This window comes from Pandoraea sp. NPDC090278, from assembly GCF_044772185.1.
Taxonomy (GTDB): domain Bacteria; phylum Pseudomonadota; class Gammaproteobacteria; order Burkholderiales; family Burkholderiaceae; genus Pandoraea.
On sequence record NZ_JBIVYJ010000003.1, the window covers coordinates 43,733 to 65,991 of the forward strand.

The window sequence follows — 22,259 nt, forward strand, 5'->3', positions numbered from 1 at the left end:
CCCCGCCGCGCCGCCGTCTCCCCAATGTTTCACTTCTCGTAAGACGGGTAACAAAGTGTTTCGGTGCGTGCAATCACGTCACATCGACGCTATCGCCGTTCTCGGTGCCATCGACGTCGGGCGTCTCCGTTGCGCCCGCGCGCCGTCGCGACGCCACCCTCATTTCAGCCACGAAGCGATACAGCTGCGCCGCCGCCGGTGAGAGCGGACGCGCCTTGCTGCGAATCATCCCCATGCGGCGCGTCACCACCGGATCGACCAGCGGCACACTCGTGAGCAGCGGATGACCGCCGCCCGGCATCGCCATCGTCGGCACTGCCGCGACCCCGAGGCCCGCTTCCACCAGCCCGATCATCGTCGTGACGTGCTGCGTCTCGCAAATGCTCGGCGGACGTTGCGGCAACCCGGTCAGCGCCTGATCGAGCAACAGCCGGTTGCCCGAAGCCTTGCCGACGGTGATGTAGTCGTATTCGTATAGCTCACGCCACGTCACCCGCTTCTTGCCCGCCAGCGGATGATCGCGACGGCACGCCGCCACGTACCGCTCCTGCAACAGCAGCTTGAACTCGATGTTCGGCTCCTGACTGCCGATGAAATTCAGCCCGAAATCGGCATCGCCGTTCACCACGGCCGCCAGCACCTCGTTGGCGCTCGCGTCGAGCACCGACACACGAATGCGTGGGAACGCACGGTGATAGCGCGAGATCACTTGCGGCATGAAGTAGTAGGCGGCCGAAGGCACGCAGGCAATCGTCACGTGACCTAGACTGGAAGACGCGACGTCGCGAATGCCCAGCAGCGCATTGTCGAGGTCGTCGAGGATCCGTTCCGCATCGCGGGCGAAAGCACGACCGACGTTGGTCAACGCCACGCGGCGCGTACTGCGCTCGAAGAGTTTGACGCCCAAGGCCTCCTCTAACTTATCGATGCGACGCGACAACGCGGGCTGGGAGAGATGGATCGACTCGGCCGCGCGACGAAAGCTCGCGAGTTGCGCGACTGCGCGGAAGGCCTGCAGATCGTTCAGATCGAAGTTGATCGCCATGACATGAGGGGATGAATGCCGTACAAGCACACGACGGACCCTGAAACCCTTGATGGCAAGGGAGCGAGGGCAGATACCGGTGCGGCGCAGAGTGTAACGTGTTACCGCTCGGTAGGTGCATAAGCATCCTGCCATTGATAGCGTATGCGCATCAATCTTTCCAAAAATTGCAATTCACAAGCGCGGAACTTCCGGCGCAACATTAGCGGCTTCATCAAGCGTCCGTGACGGCTCGACACGTCCCTGGCAGAGACGCAGTGCGACGATTAATCTCGGCCCGACCCCCCGGGCCGCAGGCAACACGGAGACAGCGCATGTCACAGCGCCCCCAAGATGCGGTTTCGCGTCAACCCTCGAAAGTCGGCGCGGTCATTCGCGTCACCGCCGGTAACTTCCTCGAACAATTCGATTTCTTCCTGTTCGGTTTCTACGCCACCCAGATTTCCCGCGTCTTCTTCCCGACGGACAGCGAGTTTGCGTCGCTCATGCTGACCTTCGCCGTCTTCGGCGCAGGCTTCCTGATGCGTCCGCTCGGCGCCATCGTGCTCGGGGCTTACATCGACAACGTCGGCCGCCGCAAAGGGCTGGTCACGACGCTGGCCATCATGGCGAGCGGCACGATCCTCATTGCCTTCGTGCCTGGCTACGAGACCATCGGTCTCGCCGCCCCCGTGCTGGTGCTGATCGGCCGCTTGCTGCAAGGCTTCTCGGCCGGTGCCGAACTCGGCGGCGTGTCCGTGTATCTCGCGGAAATCGCGACGCCGGGCCGCAAGGGCTTCTATACGAGCTGGCAGTCGGCCAGCCAGCAGGTCGCCATCGTCGTCTCGGCGGGGCTCGGCTTCACGCTGTCGCTCACGCTCACCGCACAACAGATCGCGGCGTGGGGCTGGCGTCTGCCGTTCCTCGTGGGCTGCATGATCGTGCCGGTGATCTTCGCACTGCGCCGCTCGCTTCAGGAAAGCGACGAGTTCAAGGCACGCAAGCGTCACCCGTCCGTGCGCGAAGTGTTCCGTTCGATGGCGGCGAACCTTGGCGTCGTGATCGGCGGCACCATGCTCGTGGCGCTGACCACGACGGCGTTCTACCTCATCACCGTCTACGCCCCGACGTTCGGCAAGAGCGTGCTGCACCTGTCGAGCGCCGATGCGCTGCTCGTCACGCTGTGCGTGGGTGTGTCGAACTTCATCTGGCTGCCGATCGGCGGCACGCTGTCGGACCGTATCGGCCGTCGTCCGGTGTTGCTGCTGTTCGCAGGCCTCACACTGCTGACGGCTTACCCGGTGCTGTCGTTCCTCGTGCAGGCCCCGAGCTTCACGCGCATGCTGGTCGCCCTGCTGTGGCTCTCGTTCCTGTACGGCATGTACAACGGCGCAATGATCCCGGCACTGACGGAAGTCATGCCGCCGGACGTGCGCGTCGCCGGTTTCTCGCTCGCGTATAGCCTCGCGACGGCGCTTTTCGGTGGCTTCACGCCTGCCCTGTCGACGTACCTGATTCACGCGACGGGCGACAAGGCCGCACCGGGCTACTGGATGAGCTTTGCCGCGCTGTGCGCCATCTGCGCGACGCTCGCGCTCTATCGTGGTCGCAGTGGTGGCAAGAACAACGCAGGCCTTGCGGCTGGCTGATATCACCGGATACCGGACGCCGCAAAACGACGGCGTCCGCATCGTCCCAATTCACAATAACGAGAGACAGGTCACACCATGAAAGGCATTTCGACGCGACGTCTGCTGAGCGCACTAGGCGCGGGCATCGTCCTGACGGCGACGCTCGCCGCTGCACCGGCGAGCGCAGAAAATCTGAACGTCATGAACTCCGGCGGATTCACGGCGGCGTACAAGTTGCTGCTGCCGAAGTTCGAAGCGGCCAGTGGCGATCACGTCGACACGGCGTGGGGGCCGTCGATGGGCAAGGCGCCCGAGGCGATCCCGAACCGGCTCGCGCGCGGCGAATCGGCCGACGTGGTCATCATGGTCGGTTACGCGCTCGACGACCTCATCAAGGCTGGCAAGGTGCGTGCGGACTCGCGCGTCGATCTGGCCGACTCGCGCATCGGCGTCGTGGTCAAAGCCGGTGAAGTTGTGCCCGACGTCAGTACGCCTGAAAAGCTGAAAGCTGCACTGCTCGCAGCGAAATCGGTCGCGTACTCGGACAGCGCGAGCGGCGTCTATGTCGAGCGCGAACTGTTCAAGAAACTGGGTATTGCCGAGCAGATGCAAGGCAAGGCGGTGATGGTGCAGAAGACACCAGTGGCAGAGAAAGTGGCGGCGGGCGATTACGCACTGGGTCTGCAACAGGTCAGCGAATTGCTGCCGGTCAAGGGCATCGCCTTCGCGGGCAAGATTCCCGAGTCGCTGCAATCGGTCACGCGCTTCGCCGGTGGTGTACCCGTGAGCGCACCGCACCCGGAAGAAGGCAAGAAGTTGCTGACGTATATGGCGGCACCGTCCGTGGCGAAAGATGTTGAATCGACCGGTCTTGATCCGCTGACCCACTGATTCGGTGGTTGTTTCGCAGGAAAGCCAACGCGGCCCGATCAACGTCGGGCCGCGTTTTTTTGTGCCTCGCAGCGTCGGTGCGGATGAGCAAACTCAGATAGCGAATATGTGAAATAATTTTTTCGCTTCGGTATCGGGGCTGGATTGGCCGACAATGACGCATCAGATAGAGACGTCGCATCGGACGACGTCGATACCATCGATTCCATCGATAGCGAGGAGAGAGACATGGCCGCCGTGCCGAACCTGAACGACATCGCCGCACTTGACGCGCTGGCGCTGTCCGACGCCATTCACCGTCGTCGCGTGTCCTGCCGCGAGGTGATGCAGGCGTATCTCGCGCACATCGCGCAGTACAACCCCGAGGTCAACGCCATCGTGTCGCTGCGCGACGCGCAGACGCTGCTTGCCGAAGCCGACGCACGCGACCGTCAACTGGTCAGTGGCGAATCGCTCGGCTGGATGCACGGCATGCCGCATGCGGTGAAGGACATCGCGTCGTGCGCCGGATTGCCTACGCGCAAGGGGTCGCCGTTGACATCCGCCGCGCCGGACACGCAGGACAGCATCAGTGTGTCGCGCATTCGCGCGGCCGGGGCCATCTTCATTGGCAAGACGAACGTCTCCGAGTTCGGACTCGGTTCGCACAGCTACAACCCTGTTTTCGGCACCACGGGCAACGCCTATGACCCCACGCGCATTGCCGGTGGCAGCAGCGGCGGCGCGGGCAGCGCACTGGCGCTGCGCCTGTTGCCGGTGGCCGACGGAAGCGACTTCATGGGCTCGCTACGCAACCCGGCGGCGTTCGGCAACGTCTACGGATTCCGGCCGTCGCAAGGCCGTGTACCGTACGGCCCGGCACCGGAAGTCTTCGTACAGCAAATGAGCACCGAAGGACCGATGGGACGCACGGTCGCCGACGTCGCGCAACTGCTCGACACGCAGTCCGGCTACGACAAACGCAGCCCGCTGTCGATGGCGAACGGCGCGTCCCGCTTCGCCGGTGCCTTGCAGCGTGATGTCAAGGGACTGAAGCTCGGCTGGCTCGGTGACTACGGTGGCTATCTGCCGATGGAAGACGGTGTGATGGCGCTGTGCGAGGCCTCACTGAAGGATTTCAGCGCGATCGGATGCGAAGTCGAGGCGTGCGCGCCCGACTTTGCCCCGGACCGGCTGTGGCAAACGTGGCTCACGCTGCGTCACTGGATGGTGAACGGCTCGCTCGGCGAGATGTACGCCGATCCGGCGCGTCGCGAGAAGCTCAAGCCGGAAGCGCGATGGGAAGTGGAGGGCGGTGCGTCACTGCGTGCGACCGACGTCTTCCGTGCATCCGTCGACCGCAGTGAATGGTACCGGTCGCTGGCGCGTCTGTTCGAGCGTTATGACTTCCTGCTGCTGCCGTCGGCGCAGGTGTTCCCATTCGACGCACAGACGCACTGGCCGTCCGAGGTCGCAGGCAAGTCGATGGACACCTATCACCGCTGGATGGAGGTCGTGATCGGGCCGACGCTCGCAGGCTTGCCTGCAATCAGTGTGCCGGTCGGGTTCGACGCACGCGGGCTGCCGATGGGCTTGCAGATTATCGGCCCCGCGCAGGCCGATCTCGCGGTGCTGCAACTCGCGCATGCGCACGAGCAGCAGACCCAGTGGGTGCGGCGTCGTTTGCCGCCGATGCTGGCAGGGTGCTGACACGTCGCGCAGGCAAACGTCCTACTTAGGACGTGACGCCTGCGCGCGTGCCCGCAGCGGCTTGAGCAAGTCGCCGAGCGCGTTATGGTCGATCTCGTGCATCAGCGCGAGCAGACGGCCGATCTCGTTGGGCGGGAAGCCTTCGCGGGCGAACCAACTGAGGTAGTTGCCCGGCAGGTCGGCGATCATCGTGCCCTTGTGCTTGCCGTAGGGCATGGGCGTGGTTACGAGGCGCATCAGCGCGTCGGCGTCGAAATTAAGCATGAGCGCAGGTATAGCTCAAACTCGCGACGTCAGCAACTGCCACCCCGCCGCACCGAAGACGACGGCCAGACAGCCGTCGAGCCAGCGGCGAATTCTGAGGTACACGCGCCGCGCGGTTTGCGTCGAAAACAACATCGCGTAGCCGCAGAAGATCATCAGCCCGAGCACCGCGCAACCGGGCACGACGGTCACCGGCATGCTCCCGTCAGGCCCGGACGACAACGCGACCACGGACATCCACCCCAGCACCGCCTTCGGATTGGTGAGATGGAACAGCGTGCCGCGCACATAGAGGCGCTTGAGGGACAACACCCCATTGGCGTCCGTCGGCACGAACGTTACGGCCTTTGACGGACGCAGCGCTGCACGCCCCGACTTGAACGCCAGCCATAGCAGATACGCACCGCCGAAGAGCTTGAGCGCGACGAGGAACTGCGCGTAGGCCAGCAGCGTGGCAGAGATGCCGAGCATGGCGACCGTCGCCCAGAACAATGAGCCGGACATGACGCCCAGGGCGAACGTGAGCGCTGGACGGCGACCGTGGTTGGCGGCAATGGACATGATCGCGAGATTGCTCGGACCGGGACTCGCGGCGTTGACGAAGTACGCCGTGAAGGCGACCAGAAGATGGGCGGAGAGCGCGGTGCTGACGATCATGGCGGACCCTATGGACCTTAAGCCCGATGACCGATACCCGGTGAGGGGCAAGCAGACGGGCACTCTGATGGGGAATGGTCAGAGTGTCGGGGCGCGCCTCGCCTCGCGCCATAGACAGTTCGCGTGATTTCTACCGTGCCAGTTCGCTGTGGGTCCGCCCTACGCCCGTCCGCCTAAGCGTTCCGCCTCGTTACACCTCACACCTTGACCGGAAAGCGCCGGTCGAACGTCGGCCTGACGTCGAGCGGCTGACGTAGCAACCCGACCTGCGCGTAGAAGTCTGCCGTGCGTTGCTGCTCGGCAACGAGTGCGTCGTCGATGTTGCGCCACTTCGTCGCGCGCCGCGAGAACTGGAGCTTCGCCGCTTCGACGGGAATGCCGATGATGCGCGCCATTGCGGCCGAGTACGCGTCCACATGCTGGTACGACCAGACTTGTGCGCGCACCACCCGGGCCAGAAAGTCGCGCAGCACTTCCTGTTTGGCGGCGATGGCGGCGTCCGTCGCGGCGAGATAGCTCAGGCCCGACCAGAGTCCACGACCGTTCACCAGCACCCGTGCGCGTCCGGTCGTCTCGGCGACGGCTGTATAGGGCTCCCAAGTGGCCCAGGCGTCGACCGAGCCACTCGCCAATGCGGTGATCGTATCGGCCGGAGGGAGGAAGCGGAAATTGACGTCGCTCGGCGCAAGCCCTGCCGCCGTGATCGCTTTGAGCGTGACGAAGTGCCCGATGGAGCCGCGCGTCGTGCCGATGTTCTTGCCCTTGAGGTCGGCGGCGGTGCGCAGCGTCGCGTCGGGACGCACGAGCACGGCGGTGCCGAAAGCGTCCGAGCGATTGGCGCCGATGATCTTGATGGCCGCACCGGCGGACAGCGCGAAGATCACCGGGGCGTCGCCAATCGGTCCGCAGTCGACGGCACCGGCGTTGAGCGCTTCGGCCAGCGGTGCGGCGGCGGGGAATTCCGTCCATTGGATGTCGTACGGCAACTGCTTCAGTTCGTCGGCCGCTTCGAGCAGCGCGCGCAGTCCGCCTTTCTGGTCGCCTGCCTTGAGGACAGGGCGTCCCGATTGAGCGAACGAGGTGCCCGGCAGTGCGAGCGTGGTCAGCGCACCGGCGGCGCTGGAAGTCGTGACGTACTGCAGGAAACGGCGTCGGGAAATCGTCATGTTGAAAGCCTGTGATGGATCGAAACGGTCTTGAGGTTGAGGTGTTGGCGGTGCGTGCAAACGGGCGTTAGTGCACGAAGCCGCCTTTGACGAAGCGCACCGGGTCGCCATCCATCTCGCGCAGCGTGGCGGTGAGCGGGTCGCGTGCAGACGATTTGTCGCCGTCTTGCAGCGAAGTCGACGTCGTGCACATCAGGCCGCCGTCGGCCCAGCCGCGACGTCCTGCCGGGGCGAGCGCGCGCAGCCAGCCGTCGCGATCCGCCAGCCACTCGGTGCCCGCCAGACCGGATGCCGACGCGCCCGCGATCTGCGCGAAGACTTGCCACGCTTCGCCCGCATCGGCGACACAGTCCGCACGGGTACCGAACAGCGGCGTGACGTTGCCGGGCGTGCGCGGTGTGGCCACAGTAGCCACCTTGCGCACGGACACGGCCGCCGGTCCCGTCGCCAGAACATCGTCGCGCCGGATCAGCAGCGTGAGGAATCGGGGATCTTCGAACGGCGGCGGATGGGCGGCGTCGACCGCGACTACACGAACGCGCTGATTGCCGCGCCATGCGTCCAGCGTACGGTCGGGACGGCCCGCGCATTTCACGGCGACCGACGGCAACGCAATCGGCACGGGCCAGCTACCCCCGGCGGCCATGCCTGCGGACGCGGACAACACGCGCATGTAATCGAGGGCGGCCCATACTTCACGGTCGCTCAGACGGCCGAGGAAACCGGGCATGGTGACGCCCTGATCGTCGCGCATGCCGTACAGCACGTGCCAGAACAGCTCCCCGTCGGCGCGACGGCTCAGCAGCGCACTCGCCATCGTGGGTGGCCAGCGCCTGAGCGTGGTGGCGAGCGGTCCCTCGCCGCGTCCATCCGTGCCGTGGCAGGCGGCACATTGCGCCGAGTAGATACGTGCGCCGCGCGCGATGCTGTCGACCGTGAAGCCCGTCGGACTCGTATGAAAACTGGTCGGCACGGCTGCCGTTAGCCACAACCGGGGCGATGGCCACGGCGCGAGGACGAGCGCACCGATGGCCGCCACCGTCAGCCAACGCCACGCACGTCGCCAGCACACGGCGAGCAGCAGGCAGACGACGGCGAACGCGATAGCGGCGAGCATCCACGCGAATTGTCGGGCGAGCGCCACGTCGATGACGAGGTTCTCACCCGCGATGCGCTGGGCCCACGGCCACGCGGGCGCGCCGTGCGAATCGTCGGTAATGCCGAGCGCATAGAGCGTGCCGAGCCACGTCGATTGAACGAACTGCAAGGTCTGCAGCAACGCATTGAGCCAGAGATGGGAAGGCGGCGAGGTCATCGGTGCAGAGGCGACTTCAACGACATCGCAGTACGGCGAACCATTCGGCTAACGACAGCACGCAATTCAGAATTACCAGCTTGCATCGAGCCCCAGATGTCGGAGCGCTTCGTGGCGCAGTTCGGTGATACGGGCGTCGCCACGATGACGCGGATAGGGCAGGTCTACATGCAACTCAGCCACGATCTTTGCCGGACGCGGGCTGAACACGATCACGCGTTGCGCGAGGAACAATGCCTCCTCCACGTCGTGTGTGACGAGCAGCGAAGAGAAGCCCGCACGCTGCCAAAGCTCGACCAGTTCGCTTTGCATCGCCAGCCGCGTGAGTGAGTCGAGCTTGCCGAGCGGTTCGTCGAGCACGAGCAGACGCGGGTCGTTCACAAGCGCACGCGCAAGCGCGACCCGTTGCGCCATGCCCCCCGAGAGTTGGTGCGGGAAGGCGTCCGCGAACTCGGAGAGGCCCACGCGCGCGAGCGCCGCATCGACACGATGACGTTCCTTCCCGAGCACGCCGCGCGCTTGCAGACCGAGCGAGACGTTGTCGCGCACAGTTCGCCAGGGGTAGAGCGTCGGGTCCTGAAACACCACGATGCGCGAGGGATCGGGGCGTGTGATGGCCGTGCCGTCCTGCGTGATGGTGCCGCGTGTGGCCGTCTCCAGACCGGCGACAAGGCGCAGCAACGTCGACTTGCCGCACCCGCTCGGGCCGAGCAGCGCGACGAATTCACCGGGCGCGACTTTCAGGTCGACGCCGTCGAGCACCTGCAATGGCGACTGACGCGAGCCGAACCAGTGGCTCACCCCCTGGATATCGATCTGCGCGCCGGTATCGTTGGCCGGGTGTGCGCCGTCGTGAATCGACGGCGATGTCAAAGTGGCATCCGCACCTGCGAACGTGGGGGAAGAAGTTGGGGAAGAAGCGGCGGCGCTTACCATTTGACGGTTCCTTTCTGCCAGGCGAGTGCACGGTCGCGCACGGTGAAGAGCAGCGTGATGACGCCGGAGAAGAGCAGGGCCATGACGATCAGCGCGGCGTACATATTCACGTACGACGCCCAGCCTTGCGCCCACGTGAGATACCAGCCGAGACCGGACTTCACGCCCATCATTTCGGCCGTCACCAGCACCGAGAACGACGCCCCCAGCCCCATGAACAGGCCGACGAAGACATTCGGCAGTGCGGCGGGAATCGCCACGCGCAGCACCAGAAACGCTTCGGACGCGCCCAGCGTGCGTGCCACGTCGTAATAGCTCTTGTTGACGCCAGCGACGCCCGACCACGTGAGCACGGCGACGGGAAAGGCTGTCGACAATGCGATGAGGAAGGCCGCCGCCGAATAGCTCGACGGGAAGAAGTAGAACGTGAGCGGCAACAGTGCCGTAGCGGGCACGGGGCCGAGCACACGAAGCACCGGATGCACCCAGTAGCCAATGGCGCGCGACCATCCGATCGAGACGCCGATCAGAAAGCCTGCAATCGCACCGAAGCCGAAGCCCAGACCGAGCAGCTTGAGCGTGTTCGCGGCGCTGTCGCCGAGACGTCGCCAGTCCTCCGTGTAGACCTCAATGAGCGCTTGCGGCGGTGCGAAGAACGGCGTGGGCAGCGAGCCGGTCTTCGCGGTGAGGATTTCCCAGACGGAGAGCGCCACCGCAATGGCCACAAGCCACGGCCCCGCACCCGTCAGGGCCTCACGCAACCGCAGCAGCGGCGGCGTTGCGCGGCCAGCAACCGACAGCACGGCGAGGAGGGCGGCCACAGCCAGTGCGAACACGCCCAACTCGTCGGTGAAGGCCCAGTCGGAGAAGCCGACGACCTTGTTCGGCCAGCGCAGTGTGAGCGTGCCGAAGGCCGCCCACGCCAGCGCGGCGGCGAAGCCCACACCCCACAGCGCAGACGTACGCGGGGCGGCAAACAACTGGTCGATCTCAGTTTCGTCGAAGGCCGGGATGCGCGGCACGGAAGCGGCGCTCGCTGCACTTGTCCGCAGCGCGGACCCTTCGGTCTGTTCCGTCAGTTCAAGCGCACTGGCGGGCGATGCACCGCGCAGTGCGGCGTTGTCGAGAATGGCACTCATGATCACTTGTCCGGGAGGTGCGCTCAGCCCAGCACGTTGGCGTAGACGTGTTGCGCGAGTTTCTGCGGATCGGTCGACTTCTTGAGCACACCGATGCGCCGGAAGTCGTCGGCGAAGTACGCGATCTCATCGCGCAGGTCCACGCCGGTCGGGTGATGGGAATAGGTGAGCGTGGCGTAGAGGCGGCGCAGATCCTCGGGGCTGATCTTCGGCGAATACTTCGCAAAGATCTTTGCGGCCTCGTTCGGGTTCTCGTTGACGAACTCGGTGGCCTGCACGATGGAGCGTGCCAGCGCACTCGAGGCCGCACGGTCGTTGCGCACCAGATCGCCGCGCGCACCGATCACGCAGCACACCTTGCGGGCGTACTCGCCGGTGAGGTTCGTCGCCAGCTCGACGTAAGCACCGTTGGTGCGCTTCTCCAGCAGATAGAGGTTCGGATCGCCGTCGGCAATGGCCTGAATCTCGCCCTTGTCGACGGCGACACCGAGCAGGTCGGCCGGGTACTGACGCCATGTGATGTCGCGCTCGGCGTCGATGCCGTTCTTTGCCAGCAGAATCTGGAAGAAGTGCTTGCCCGGTGCGGCCAGATCCGACACACCGACCGTCTTGCCCTTGAGCGAGGCGAGCGACGTAATGCCCGCCGCCTTCGAGCCGAGCAGGCGCACGCAGCCGCCATGCGAGCTGCCGATGATCTTCACGTCGAAGCCCGATTCGAGCGGCTTGAGCCAGCGGTGGATCATGCCCACGGCCGCGTCGGCCTTGCCGGTAGCGATCGATTCGAGCAACTGGTCCGTCGAGCCGCTGTAGTTGATCAGGTCGACTTGCAGACCGTTCTTCTCGAAGAAGCCACGCTCCTGTGCGGCGACGATGGGCGTCAGGCAGAACGAGTTCTGGTTCCACGCGAAGGTGAGCTTCTTCGGCTGCGACCATGCCTGACGGCCGAGTAGCAGCGCGGGCGCGGCAAGCGCGACAGCGGTGCCCGCACGCAGCACCTTGCGGCGACCGGCGTGCACGTCGGCCTTGGTGGCGGTGCTGCTGATACCGGTAATGCCGGTGGTCTTGTCGGTGTGGCGGAACTTCATGGGTAAGACTCCCCTGTTGATTTCTGATGTTTATGTGTCTGGCGCTTCAGTCGATGACCTCAGTCGAGTAGATCGGGCTCGGCTTCGACGAGACCTTCGTAGAGGCTCTCGAACGAATACAGCGCGCCTTCCGGGCCGCCGACCTGACTGTGTGTGTGACGTGCCGTCGCTTCGTCGATGGGCTGCGGCGTGCCTGCCGCCTCGGCGAGCAATTGCGTGTGCGCCACGTTCTCCAGCGCGATGTACCACCACGCGGCGGCTTCGACGCTCGGACCGGCGGTGAGAATGCCGTGGTTTTTCAGGATCACGCCTTTGACTGTGCCGCTGCCGTCGGGCTTGTTCAGTGCCTGCGCAATGCGGTCGCCCTCGCTGCCGTCGACCACCATGCCGGTGAAGTCGTCGAACAGCGCGTGGTCCTCGAAGAAGCCGCAGGAATCCTGCGTGAGCGGATCGAGCGGACGACCCAGCGTCGACCATGCTTTGCCGTAGGTCGAGTGTGTGTGCGCGGCGGCGACCAGATGCGGATGAGCTTCATGAATCGCCGCGTGAATGGCAAACGCCGCCTTGTTCAGGGGACGGTCGCCGACCACGGTCTCGCCTTTGGCGTTCACGAGCAGCAGATCGGAGACCTTGATGCGCGAGAAGTGCACGCCCAGCGGATTGACCCAGAAGTGATCGGGCAACTCGGGATCGCGCGCGGTGATGTGACCGGCGAGCCCGAGGTCGAAGCCGTGACGCGCGAAGATTCGGAACGCTGCGGCGAGCCGCGTCTGACGATGGCGGCGCTCAGTGAGGATGTCGTTGCGCACGGGCGGTGCGTCGAACCAGAACCGCTGCTGCGGCGCAGCGTTGAGCACGAGGCCGGTGGGCGTGGTCCTGGTCTGGGCGGGTAGGGTGGACGTGGTACGTCCGAAACTGTGTGTGTCGACGGGCAGAACGGCAGCCATTGTGTTTTCTCCGTGTTGTGTGGGGACGCCGCTCAGGCAGCGCGGCGCGTGGCGTCGTTCTGACGGTCGCGCTCGGCGACCAGCGTGCGCAGACGCGGAATCAGTTCGCGGCCGTAGTCGATGGCGTCGCCCAGCGGATCGAAGCCGCGAATGAGGAACGTGGTCACGCCGAGGTCGTAGTAGTCGAGCAGGGCGTCGGCGACTTGCTCCGGCGTGCCGACGAGGGCCGTCGAGTTCGAGCGTCCGCCGATCAGTTTGGCGATCTCCGTCCACAACACTTTGTCCAGACGCGTGCCCTTGTCGGCCGCCGCGAGCAGACGTCGTGCGCCTTCGCTTTGCAGCGCCGAGCCTTGCGGTACACCGGCGGCTTCGCGGATCGCCTTGGCTTGCGCCAGAATCTTGTCGGCACGTTCCCATGCCTTCGCTTCCGTCTCGGCCAGCACCGGGCGGAACGACACGGAGAAGCGTGGCGTACGGCCGTGCACTGCGGCGGCGGCCCGCACGCGGGTGGTGATGTCGCGCACCTGATCGAGCGATTCGCCCCACAGCGCGTAGATGTCGGCGTGTTTGGCCGCGACTTCCAGTGCGGCGTCGGAGGCCCCGCCGAAGAAGATCGGCACATGCGGCTGCTGCACGGGCTTGACCTCGGAGAAGCCCTGTTTGAAGCGGTAGTACTTGCCGTCGTGATCGAACGGCGTGTCGTCCGTCCAGATGCGACGCAGGATGCTCAGGTATTCGTCGGTGCGCGCATAGCGCTCGTCATGGAGCAGGAAGTCGCCGTCGCGCTGCTGTTCTTCGTCCGATCCGCCGGAGATGAAGTGAACGCCGAGGCGGCCGCCGCTGAACTGGTCGAGCGTGGCGATCTGACGTGCGGCCAGCGTCGGCGCAACGAAGCCCGGACGATGCGCGAGCATGAAGTGGATGTTCTCGGTGACGGTCGCCGCATAGGCAATCGTGAGCGTGGCCGACGGGCTGGTGGAGTGATGGGGCACGAGAATGCGGTCGAAGCCGGATTGCTCGTGAGCGCGCGCAAAGTTGCGCACGTAGTCGCGGTCGACAGCTGCGCCTTGCTTGGGATGAATTTCGGACTGCTTACTGCTCTGAATCATGCCGATAATTTCTACGCTCATGACGACGTTCTCCTTGTGGGGTAAGGGACGCGTGCACGGCGACGTGGGTCGGTTTGCGCTACACGCCCATCGATCGGAACAGACGGTGAATGGGAGTGAGCCTACGCAAACAATCATCGAGCGTTAAATAATCATTTACGCAAAGATTATTCGATATGGATGGTTGGGCGCGGCACTGCCGAGCCTTACGCTAGCGGCACTGCGTAGCGCGGCGCACTGTGCGTCGAACGCGTATTTGCTTATTCCAAAATCATGGCTTCTTCAGGTCTCGCATCTTCCGGGGCGGTACTGCCGCTGCCGCCCCAGCCACGTGGAGACGGCCCCGCACGTCACACGCAACTCGATGCGCTCTTGCCTCCGATCACCCGCGCGCTGGCCGAGGGCGCGACGGCGCTCGATCGCGATGCACGTTTCCCGTTCGACAACTTCGCTCTGCTGCATCGTCACGGGCTGATTGCAGAAGTGGTGCCGCGTGCGGCGGGCGGGCGCGGCGGCGGTCTCGTGACGGCACGTCGCATCGTCGGTGCCGTCGCCAAAGGGGAATCGGCTACCGCGCTGGTGCTGACGATGACGTATCTCCAGCACCGCTCGCTCGTGCGGGAAAGCACGCGCTGGCCCGAGGCGCAGCGTCGCGCGGTGTTCGAGAGTGCGGTGCGGGACGGCGCGTTGATCAACGCGCTGCGCGTGGAGCCGGAGCTGGGCACGCCTGCCCGGGGTGGGCTGCCCTCGACGATTGCGCGGCGCACGGAGACGGGCTGGCGTTTGTCCGGCCGCAAGCTCTATTGCACGGGCATTCCCGCGTTGCACTGGCTCAGTGTGTGGGCACGCACGGACGAAGCGGAGCCGCGCGTCGGGGTGTTTCTGGTGCCGCGTCCGGCAGGTCCGACGGATTCGCCAGACCGCCCGGGCATTCGCGTCGTACAGAACTGGGATCACCTCGGGTTGCGCGCGTCCGCCAGCCATGAGGTCGTGCTGGAGGACATCGATCTGCCGTTCGGCAACGCGGTCGATATTCGTCCACCGAACGAATGGGCACCAGCCGGTATCGGCCAGCGCGACAACGATGCACACATCGAACAACAGGCATGGATGAGCGTGCTGCTGGGCACGCTCTACGATGCGGTGGCGCGTGCTGGCGCCGACTGGCTCGTGACGTTCCTGAATACCCGTGTGCCGGGCAATCTCGGCGCGTCGCTGGCCACAGTGCCGCGTATTCAGGAGACGGTGGGGGAGATCGCCGCCCTGCTACACGTCAATCAGCGTCTGCTGGACGCGGCGGCGCAAGCGGCCGATGCGGGAGAACCCGATGACGATATCGCCAGCGGTGCGCTAAAGTTCACGGTGACGGGCAATGCGATCCGGGTTCTCGAACTGGCCTTGCAGCTTTCGGGCAATCACGGGCTTTCGCGCAACAACCCGCTTGAGCGCTATCATCGCGACGTGCTGTGCAGCCGTATCCACACGCCGCAAAACGACACCATTCTGGGCGCTGCCGGTCGGCAGGCGCTCGCTGCTTTCCGGGAATTCGCATGACTGGTACGACCGAAGTGCTGGATGGCATCGCCTTGTCGCGCGACCTGCCAGCGCACGATTACGACGCGCTCGATCCGTTACGCACCTTCGTCGCCGGGTTCTCGCGACTGTTGGATCGACGTCCCCATGAAACCACGCTGCTAGAAGAGGGCGCGGGCCTGCTCGCGCAACTGGTGGCGCGCGACGACTGGCTGCCCGATGCGTTCGCCACGCCGCACCCCGACCATTACCAGCAGTTCCTGCTGCATTGCGATTCGGCGCAACGCTTCTCCATCGTGAGCTTCGTCTGGGGCCCGGGGCAGCGCACGCCGATTCACGATCACACCGTCTGGGGGCTGATCGGCATGCTGCGCGGTTCGGAAGATTCTCAACCGTATGTGCTCGACGCGAAGGGCATTCCCGTCGTGGCGGGCGAGGCCGTGCGGCTCCTGCCGGGAGACGTGGAGGTGTTGTCGCCGCGTCTTGGCGACATTCATCGCGTGAGTAACGCGTATGCGGATCGCGTGTCGGTGAGCATCCACGTGTATGGCGCGAACATCGGCGCCGTGCATCGCAGTGTCTTTACCGAGACAGGCGAGCGCAAGGGCTTCGTGTCCGGCTACGCCAACGCGCAGTTGCCCAATCCGTGGGGCAAGGCTGCGCCACCTGCCGACAAACAATAGACGAACCTACGACGAATAATCGACAAGCCTCAACGTTTCGACATCTGACGAATTCAAGGAATGACCGTGTCCGAGCATCCGAACCAATCAACCTCCGATGCGCCGTCGCAGGCTGCAGACTTCCCCGAACTGACCTACGCCGACGTGCGCGCCGCGCTGCTCGCGCGTGAGGAAATCGCACTGCTCGACGTGCGTGAAGAAGACCCGTTCGCGCAGACGCACCCGTTGTGGGCCGCGAACCTGCCGCTCTCGCGCGTGGAGATCGACGCATGGGCGCGTATCCCGCGTCGCGACACGCGCATCGTCGTCTATGGCGTGCACGACGGCGAAGACCTCGCACCGCGTGCGGCCGCCGTGCTGCGTAAGCTCGGGTACACCGATGTCAATCTGCTGGCGGGCGGTCTGGACGGCTGGATTGCCGCTGGCGGCGAAGTGTTCCGCGACGTGAACGTGCCGAGCAAGGCGTTCGGCGAGTGGGTCGAAGGGCTGCGTCACACGCCGTCGCTCTCGGCGCAGGAAGTGCAGGCGCTGCTCGACGCGGATGCCGACGTCGTGGTTGTCGACGCCCGCCGCTTCGACGAATATCAGACGATGAACATTCCCGGCTCGACGAGCGTGCCCGGTGCCGAACTGGTGCTGCGGGTTCGCGAGCTCGCGCCGGACCCGGCCACGCGTGTGATCGTCAACTGCGCCGGACGCACGCGCAGCATCATCGGCACGCAATCGCTCGTGAATGCAGGTCTGCCGAATCCGGTCGCCGCACTTCGCAACGGCACCATCGGCTGGACGCTCGCCGGTCAGTCGCTCGAGCGCGGCGCGGACCGCCGTCACCCGGCAACCGTGCGCGAAGCCACGCTGGCCGTTGCCCGTGAAGGGGCGCGCGCCGTGGCGGATCGTGCGGGTGTGCGTCGCGTGGCACTTGAGGACGTGCCGTCGCTGAATGCGCCGGGACGCACCGTCTACCGCTTCGACGTGCGCACGCCGGAGGAGTATGCGGCGGGGCATCTGCCGGATTTCGCCAACGCACAGGGCGGTCAGCTGGTGCAGGAGACGGACCATCAGGCACCGGTGCGCGGCGCATGGATCGTGCTGGCGGACGACGACGGCGTACGCGCGGACATGACCGGCTCGTGGCTCGCACAAATGGGCTGGACGGTGTACGTCGTGGAGCCGCACAGCGCCCATGCGCGTAGCGCGCAAGGCGGCTGGCCGCTGCACACGCCGAGCGCACCGGAAGTCGCCACCGTCACGCCCGCATTGCTCGCGCGCTGGCTCGACGAAGCAGCACCGGGGCAGATCGCGGTGCTGGACTTCACGTCAGGCGTCAATTACGTCAAACGGCATATCCCGGGCGCATGGTTCGTGATTCGTGCGCGTCTGGCCGAAGCGCTTCGCACCATCGGGCCGGTGCAACGATATGTCCTGACATGCGGATCCAGCCTGCTGGCGCGCTTCGCGGCGGCCGACTTGCAGCGTCTGACCGACGCCGAGATCGTGGTGCTCGACGGCGGCACGCAGGCATGGATCAACGCCGGGTTGCCGCTAGCGTTGGGCGAAACGCATTTGGCCAGTGCGCGCGACGACCGCTATCGCCGTCCGTACGAAGGCACCGATAACGCCGCCGAAGCCATGCAGGCGTATCTCGACTGGGAGTTCGGTCTCGTCAGCCAGTTGCATCGCGACGGCACGCATCACTTTCAGGTGGTGTAGCCCGTCAGGACGGAAGGCATTTGTCCGAATCTACCGGGACGTGATCCGTCCCGGCGGTGCGCCCGTGGCATACTCCCGAACTTCCGGCGCTGCCCCGCTTTCGATCCGACCATGCCACTTCCGCGTTTCATCACCCGCCGACTGGACGCGCTCACAGAGCCGAGCACCCGCATTCCGTACGCGTGGGTGTATCACGAGCCCGACGTCTTCATGCAACGTAAGTCGGCGTTCACCGTCGCCAAGAAATATCTCCACCGCCGTCTGCGACTCGCGATGAGCGGACAACTTCGCCACGAGGTGCGACATGTCGCACCGCAAGCGCGCGTGTTGTGGATTTACGGTGGAAAGCACTCGGTGGGCGACGCTGTGATGGATATGTCGGGTCGTGCACTGCTGCGCGGACGCGAAGGCCCCATCGATCTGTTGATCACGCCGGGACTGAAAGCGGTCTTCGAGGGAGACGACATTTTCCGCCGCGTCTATGGCGATCCCGCTGAGGTGAATCCGGCGGATTACGACGTCGTCGTGCTTCAGGAATTCAACTATCCGACGCTGCGTCTGAAACGAAAGTTTTTCGCGGCGCTGCCGTTCGCTTGCCTGTTCCGCTATTTTCACGGGCCGGATCGCAATCAGACCCAGTTCAGCCTCGCTGCCGTCAACGACGTTTTCTCCCTTGGGCTGGCATCGGACGAATTGTTCGCACGCGCCAAACCGTACCTGCGTGAAGAGTCGGATTTGCCGCCGACGATTGCGCAGCAACTACCCTCGGGGGCATTTCTTGCGCTCGCAATGGGTGGGGTCGAACCGCGCCGCACCTATGCACATTGGCGCGAGTGCCTGCAGGCTTACGACGTGGCTTACCAGCCCGGTATGCCGAACGGGATCGTCTTGTTGGGTTCCGGCAACGGTGCCGATGCCGCAAAAGCGTTGCTCGGCGCAACGTTTGTGAATCTGCGTGTGGTGTCGTTCGTCGGCGAGCTGACGCTGCGCGATGCGAAGCGAATTATTGCAAATGCGTCTCTTTTCGTTGGGGCCGACGGTGGTCTGATGCATGTGGCCCACACCACGGCGACGCCGAGCGTCACGCTCTTCGCGAAGGGCGAACCGCCTTACTTGCGGCTCACTCCGCGCTGTCAGTCGACCCCATTGCAAACCGAGTCGGATGTGAGCGCACTCGATCCCGACGAGCTTGCCGAAACCATCGTCGCGGCCCTCGCCAGTCATCCCCAACGCCTTCGGTAAGGCGTTCATCGCACGTCCGTGAGTGGTTTGCACATCGCAGACCCTCGCAGTATCCCCACACCACATCACAGCGCCGTCCCCCGTCAATAGACGTCGGGGACGGCGCTGTCTCACCTGCTCCGCGCACATTCACCCCAGGCCCGTCTCCGGCCAACGTTGCCCTTTCCTGTGTCGTCGCAGCAACAACGTGACGCCTGATTAATTCGAATGAATTGCTGTGAAAACCATCGTGTGCGATCGCCTTGCGGCGGCGTTGACGTTTATCGTTTGCTTCGCTCGTCGTCGAGCAAAGCGAATTCAATAACGATATGTCAGGCACGCAGGTGGAAGTCGATGAGGTTGCGCCTTATCGATGCAGAAAGAGAATATCTGCGGGCGTGTCGGGGTGCTTGTAGTGCGGCGACGAGTGTCCCGACATGCCTTGGGAGGTGCGCGTAGGGGTGCGTGTACTGCCCTACCACTGGCTTGACGTGGCCTGGGAGCTGGTTCCCCTAACCTGGCTTCCGGGACCCTTGTTCCCCGCACAGTTTCGGCTGTGCGGGGATTTTTTCGTTGCCGGTCACCTGTCAACGTTGACAGGTGACGCATTGCCATGTGTCGCCTAAGGTAAGTCGAAATGACTTGGTAAACGCATGTCACGGGTAGTTTTTCTGCATGACGAATCGGATTTTAGCCGCTCAGATGCGAATTTAGCGCATGACAAAAGACTTCGAATAACAATTCGATTGCGCGCAACGCAGGCTGAAACGGCATGGCGAAGGGCAACGCCAAGGAACTCGCTTTCTTGAAGTTGTGAGCTGGGGTGGCGCAGGCTAGCCCGGTCTTTGGGAGCCAACGATCATGCGTAACTCTATCTGCGTGAAACCTCGGCAGCGCGTGCTGGCGTCGGCTGTCGGGCTGGCCGTTGCGTCGCTGGCTATCCCGGCGCAGGCCGGTACGGTGACATCGGGTACCACCACGGTGGCCACACCGGGCGACGCCAATACCACCTGGACGGTGACCAACAACTCCACGTTGGTCGTGCAAAGTGGCGCATCGACCAACTGGATCGCGTTGAAGGGCGGTCCCCCCTCGACGGGGCGGCCTCAACTGATCATGGACGGCGCAACCGTCATCTCGACACTGCCGCCGCTCCCCACTTCCCCGCCCGGCTCGACACCGCCACCGGCGATCAGCGTAGTTAACGCCTCCGTCACCATCTCCAATTCCACAATCTCCAGCCCGAACAACATCGGTATCGAATTCGTCTCGCAGCTCACAGGCGGGCTCCAGCCCTCGACGGGGACGATCACCAATAGTACGGTTTCCGGATTTCAGTACGGCGTGGCGGCGAGCGCCGGGGCGACCGTGACGATCACCAATTCGACCCTGAGCGCCGGCACCGGGACCAATAGCGGGATCAATGGCGGGCTCATCAATTTCGACTCGAACGTGACCGTCAATGGTGGTTCCATCAGCGGCAATCTGGCCGGTGTCGGCGCTATCTCGCTCAATACCGGGCTCACGACCGTCTCGAACACGACGCTCAACGGCGTCGCGGTAAGTGCGGCCAGCGGCCCCGCGATTCTCATTGCACCGGGGCGTGCCACGTATACCGGACACACCGCCAATGTCATGGTGCAAAACGGCACGACGCTACAGGGCAGCAATGGGTTTGCGGTGCAGGCGAGCGGTGGCGTGACAGGCAACGTGACCATCGACGGCGCGAACACGGTGATCGGCGGGAATGTCGGCAGCGACGGCACCGCCACGCTCAATCTCACGCTTCAGAACGCCGCCTCGCTCACCGGCAATCTGACCAATCTGAATTCGCTGGCGATTAACTCGAATGCGGTGTGGCGTCAGGCGGGCGATAACACCGTCTCCAACGTAACGATGAACGGCGGCACGATCGACGTCTCCGGTACTGCGCTCGGTACATCGACGCTGCGAGCCTTGAACATCGGCACGCTGGCGGGCAGCGGCACGTTCCAGATGAGTACGAATCTGGGCACGCATTCGGGTGATCTGCTCAACGTGACCGGCACCGCCACCGGCGATTACCAGGTTCTGGTGCGCAACACAGGTGCGCAGCCGACCAACTTCCTGCCGCTGACCATCGTGCAGACTGGCGGCGGCGGTGCAGGCTTCGGGCTGGTCAACGGCAAGGTCGATATCGGCGTGTACACCTACAAGTTGCAACAGCAAGGCAACAACTGGGCGCTCGTGACCGACACCGGTACCCCCGTCGACCCGCGCAACGGCGAGGAGACGGTCGATGTCGTGACGGGCGATCCGGGCGATCCGGCGACCGGCGATCTGTCGCCGAGCACGCAGACCGTGCTGGGGCTGTCGTCCGCCGCGCCCTCCGTCTGGTATGGGGAGGCAACAGTCCTTCGCAGCCGTATGGGCGAATTGCGAATGGACGATCAGCGCAATAGCGGTGTCTGGGTGCGCACCTTCGGCAAGCAATTCAATGGCAAGCCCAATGCGGGAACCAGCTATCGCCAGACGCAATATGGCGTGGTGGCGGGCGTGGACGGTGTGGTTGGGCAGACATGGGGTGGCTCGTGGCTGGTCGGCGCGATGCTCGGTACCAGCCACAGCAAACTCACCTTCGAGAATGCCTCGACGGGGGGCGTGAATAGCTATTCGGCCGGGCTCTACGCGACCTGGCTTGGCCCGACGGGTTGGTATTTCGATGGTGTGTTCAAGTACAACCGTTTCCAGAACTCTGCCGACGCTGTGATGAGCGATGGCGTCGCCGCGCACGGTAGCTTCAACAACAATGGCGTGGGGCTGCAACTGGAATTCGGCCGACATCTCGAGTTCGGCGACCGCTGGTTTGTGGAGCCTTATGTCCAGTTCTCGGCGCTGGGGGTGAGCGGGGCCGATTACGGACTGACCAACGGGATGGTGTCCAACTCGGCGCACAGCGGGTCTGTCCAGGCGCGCGTTGGCGCTGCGTTCGGCAAGACGCTGACGCTGCCCGGCGGCGGCGCGATTCAGCCGTACCTGAAGATGGCGCTGGTCCAGGAATTCATCAAAAGCAACCAGACCACCATCAACGGCATCGTGTTCAACAACGACTTGTCGGGCACGCGTGCGGAGTTTGGCGCCGGGGTGGTCGGGCAAGTGCGCCGCAACGCGCAGATCTATGTGGAAGCGGAAACTGCGGTGGGCAAACGTCTCAACCAGCCCTGGGGAGCGCAGATCGGCGTGCGCTACACCTTCTGATTCATTTCTGAAAAATCTGTGA

The 22,259-nt window shown here is 64.5% G+C and carries 18 protein-coding genes; 8 read left to right on the forward strand and 10 right to left on the reverse strand.

What is annotated here, in order from left to right:
* Nucleotides 1–73: 73 nt before the first annotated feature.
* Nucleotides 74–1,045 (reverse strand): LysR family transcriptional regulator, encoded by a 972-nt coding sequence (locus ACIQWO_RS12620; protein WP_402824077.1) that lies wholly within the window; start codon nucleotides 1,043–1,045, stop codon nucleotides 74–76.
* A gap of 314 nt (nucleotides 1,046–1,359) precedes the next feature.
* Here ACIQWO_RS12620 and ACIQWO_RS12625 point away from each other — a divergent pair, with 314 nt between their 5' ends.
* The 3 genes from ACIQWO_RS12625 (at nucleotide 1,360) to ACIQWO_RS12635 (ending at nucleotide 5,235) form a co-directional block, all read left to right on the forward strand.
* Nucleotides 1,360–2,673 (forward strand): MFS transporter, encoded by a 1,314-nt coding sequence (locus ACIQWO_RS12625; RefSeq protein WP_402824080.1) that lies wholly within the window; start codon nucleotides 1,360–1,362, stop codon nucleotides 2,671–2,673.
* 78 nt (nucleotides 2,674–2,751) lie between these two features.
* Entirely contained in the window at nucleotides 2,752–3,546 is a 795-nt protein-coding gene (locus ACIQWO_RS12630; RefSeq protein ID WP_402824083.1) for a substrate-binding domain-containing protein, read from the forward strand.
* Nucleotides 3,547–3,774: 228 nt separating this feature from the next.
* Nucleotides 3,775–5,235, forward strand: a complete 1,461-nt coding sequence (locus ACIQWO_RS12635) for an amidase (RefSeq protein WP_402824086.1) — start codon at nucleotides 3,775–3,777, stop codon at nucleotides 5,233–5,235.
* 21 nt (nucleotides 5,236–5,256) lie between these two features.
* On the opposite strand, the gene ACIQWO_RS12640 is transcribed toward ACIQWO_RS12635, so the two are convergent.
* From ACIQWO_RS12640 to ACIQWO_RS12680, 9 genes are all read right to left on the reverse strand, one after another.
* Nucleotides 5,257–5,499 (reverse strand): DUF3820 family protein, encoded by a 243-nt coding sequence (locus ACIQWO_RS12640; protein ID WP_150665995.1) that lies wholly within the window; start codon nucleotides 5,497–5,499, stop codon nucleotides 5,257–5,259.
* Nucleotides 5,500–5,514: 15 nt separating this feature from the next.
* A complete protein-coding gene (locus ACIQWO_RS12645) occupies nucleotides 5,515–6,156 on the reverse strand; it encodes a LysE family translocator (RefSeq protein WP_402824090.1) in 642 nt (213 codons plus the stop codon).
* 197 nt (nucleotides 6,157–6,353) lie between these two features.
* Nucleotides 6,354–7,322 carry an ABC transporter substrate-binding protein gene (locus ACIQWO_RS12650; protein ID WP_402824093.1) on the reverse strand — a complete coding sequence of 323 codons (969 nt, stop codon included), beginning with the start codon at nucleotides 7,320–7,322 and terminating at the stop codon, nucleotides 6,354–6,356.
* Nucleotides 7,323–7,389: 67 nt separating this feature from the next.
* Complete coding sequence (locus tag ACIQWO_RS12655; protein WP_402824096.1) at nucleotides 7,390–8,637, reverse strand: c-type cytochrome; 1,248 nt, start codon at nucleotides 8,635–8,637, stop codon at nucleotides 7,390–7,392.
* Between the two features lie 72 nt (nucleotides 8,638–8,709).
* Nucleotides 8,710–9,573, reverse strand: coding sequence for an ABC transporter ATP-binding protein (locus ACIQWO_RS12660; RefSeq protein ID WP_402824099.1), 864 nt, complete (start codon nucleotides 9,571–9,573; stop codon nucleotides 8,710–8,712).
* Nucleotides 9,567–10,712, reverse strand: coding sequence for an ABC transporter permease (locus ACIQWO_RS12665; protein WP_402824102.1), 1,146 nt, complete (start codon nucleotides 10,710–10,712; stop codon nucleotides 9,567–9,569). The genes ACIQWO_RS12660 and ACIQWO_RS12665 overlap by 7 nt, the downstream gene beginning before the upstream one ends.
* A 23-nt stretch (nucleotides 10,713–10,735) precedes the next feature.
* Entirely contained in the window at nucleotides 10,736–11,797 is a 1,062-nt protein-coding gene (locus tag ACIQWO_RS12670) for an ABC transporter substrate-binding protein (protein ID WP_402824105.1), read from the reverse strand.
* A gap of 59 nt (nucleotides 11,798–11,856) precedes the next feature.
* Nucleotides 11,857–12,744: a class II aldolase/adducin family protein gene (locus ACIQWO_RS12675; protein WP_402824108.1), complete on the reverse strand. Its 888-nt coding sequence runs from the start codon at nucleotides 12,742–12,744 to the stop codon at nucleotides 11,857–11,859.
* Nucleotides 12,745–12,776: 32 nt separating this feature from the next.
* Nucleotides 12,777–13,874 (reverse strand): LLM class flavin-dependent oxidoreductase, encoded by a 1,098-nt coding sequence (locus ACIQWO_RS12680; protein WP_402824111.1) that lies wholly within the window; start codon nucleotides 13,872–13,874, stop codon nucleotides 12,777–12,779.
* 252 nt (nucleotides 13,875–14,126) lie between these two features.
* On the opposite strand from ACIQWO_RS12680, the gene ACIQWO_RS12685 reads away from it, so the two are divergent.
* From ACIQWO_RS12685 to ACIQWO_RS12705, 5 genes are all read left to right on the forward strand, one after another.
* The gene (locus ACIQWO_RS12685; RefSeq protein WP_402824114.1) at nucleotides 14,127–15,407 is read left to right on the forward strand and encodes an acyl-CoA dehydrogenase family protein; all 1,281 of its coding nucleotides are present in this window, start codon (nucleotides 14,127–14,129) and stop codon (nucleotides 15,405–15,407) included.
* Nucleotides 15,404–16,069: a cysteine dioxygenase gene (locus tag ACIQWO_RS12690; RefSeq protein WP_084103487.1), complete on the forward strand. Its 666-nt coding sequence runs from the start codon at nucleotides 15,404–15,406 to the stop codon at nucleotides 16,067–16,069. The genes ACIQWO_RS12685 and ACIQWO_RS12690 overlap by 4 nt, the downstream gene beginning before the upstream one ends.
* Nucleotides 16,070–16,129: 60 nt before the next feature.
* Nucleotides 16,130–17,779 (forward strand): rhodanese-related sulfurtransferase, encoded by a 1,650-nt coding sequence (locus ACIQWO_RS12695; RefSeq protein WP_402824119.1) that lies wholly within the window; start codon nucleotides 16,130–16,132, stop codon nucleotides 17,777–17,779.
* A 111-nt stretch (nucleotides 17,780–17,890) separates the two neighbouring features.
* Nucleotides 17,891–19,021, forward strand: coding sequence for a glycosyltransferase family 9 protein (locus ACIQWO_RS12700; RefSeq protein WP_402824122.1), 1,131 nt, complete (start codon nucleotides 17,891–17,893; stop codon nucleotides 19,019–19,021).
* A gap of 840 nt (nucleotides 19,022–19,861) precedes the next feature.
* Nucleotides 19,862–22,237, forward strand: coding sequence for an autotransporter outer membrane beta-barrel domain-containing protein (locus ACIQWO_RS12705; RefSeq protein WP_402824125.1), 2,376 nt, complete (start codon nucleotides 19,862–19,864; stop codon nucleotides 22,235–22,237).
* Nucleotides 22,238–22,259 lie beyond the last annotated feature (22 nt).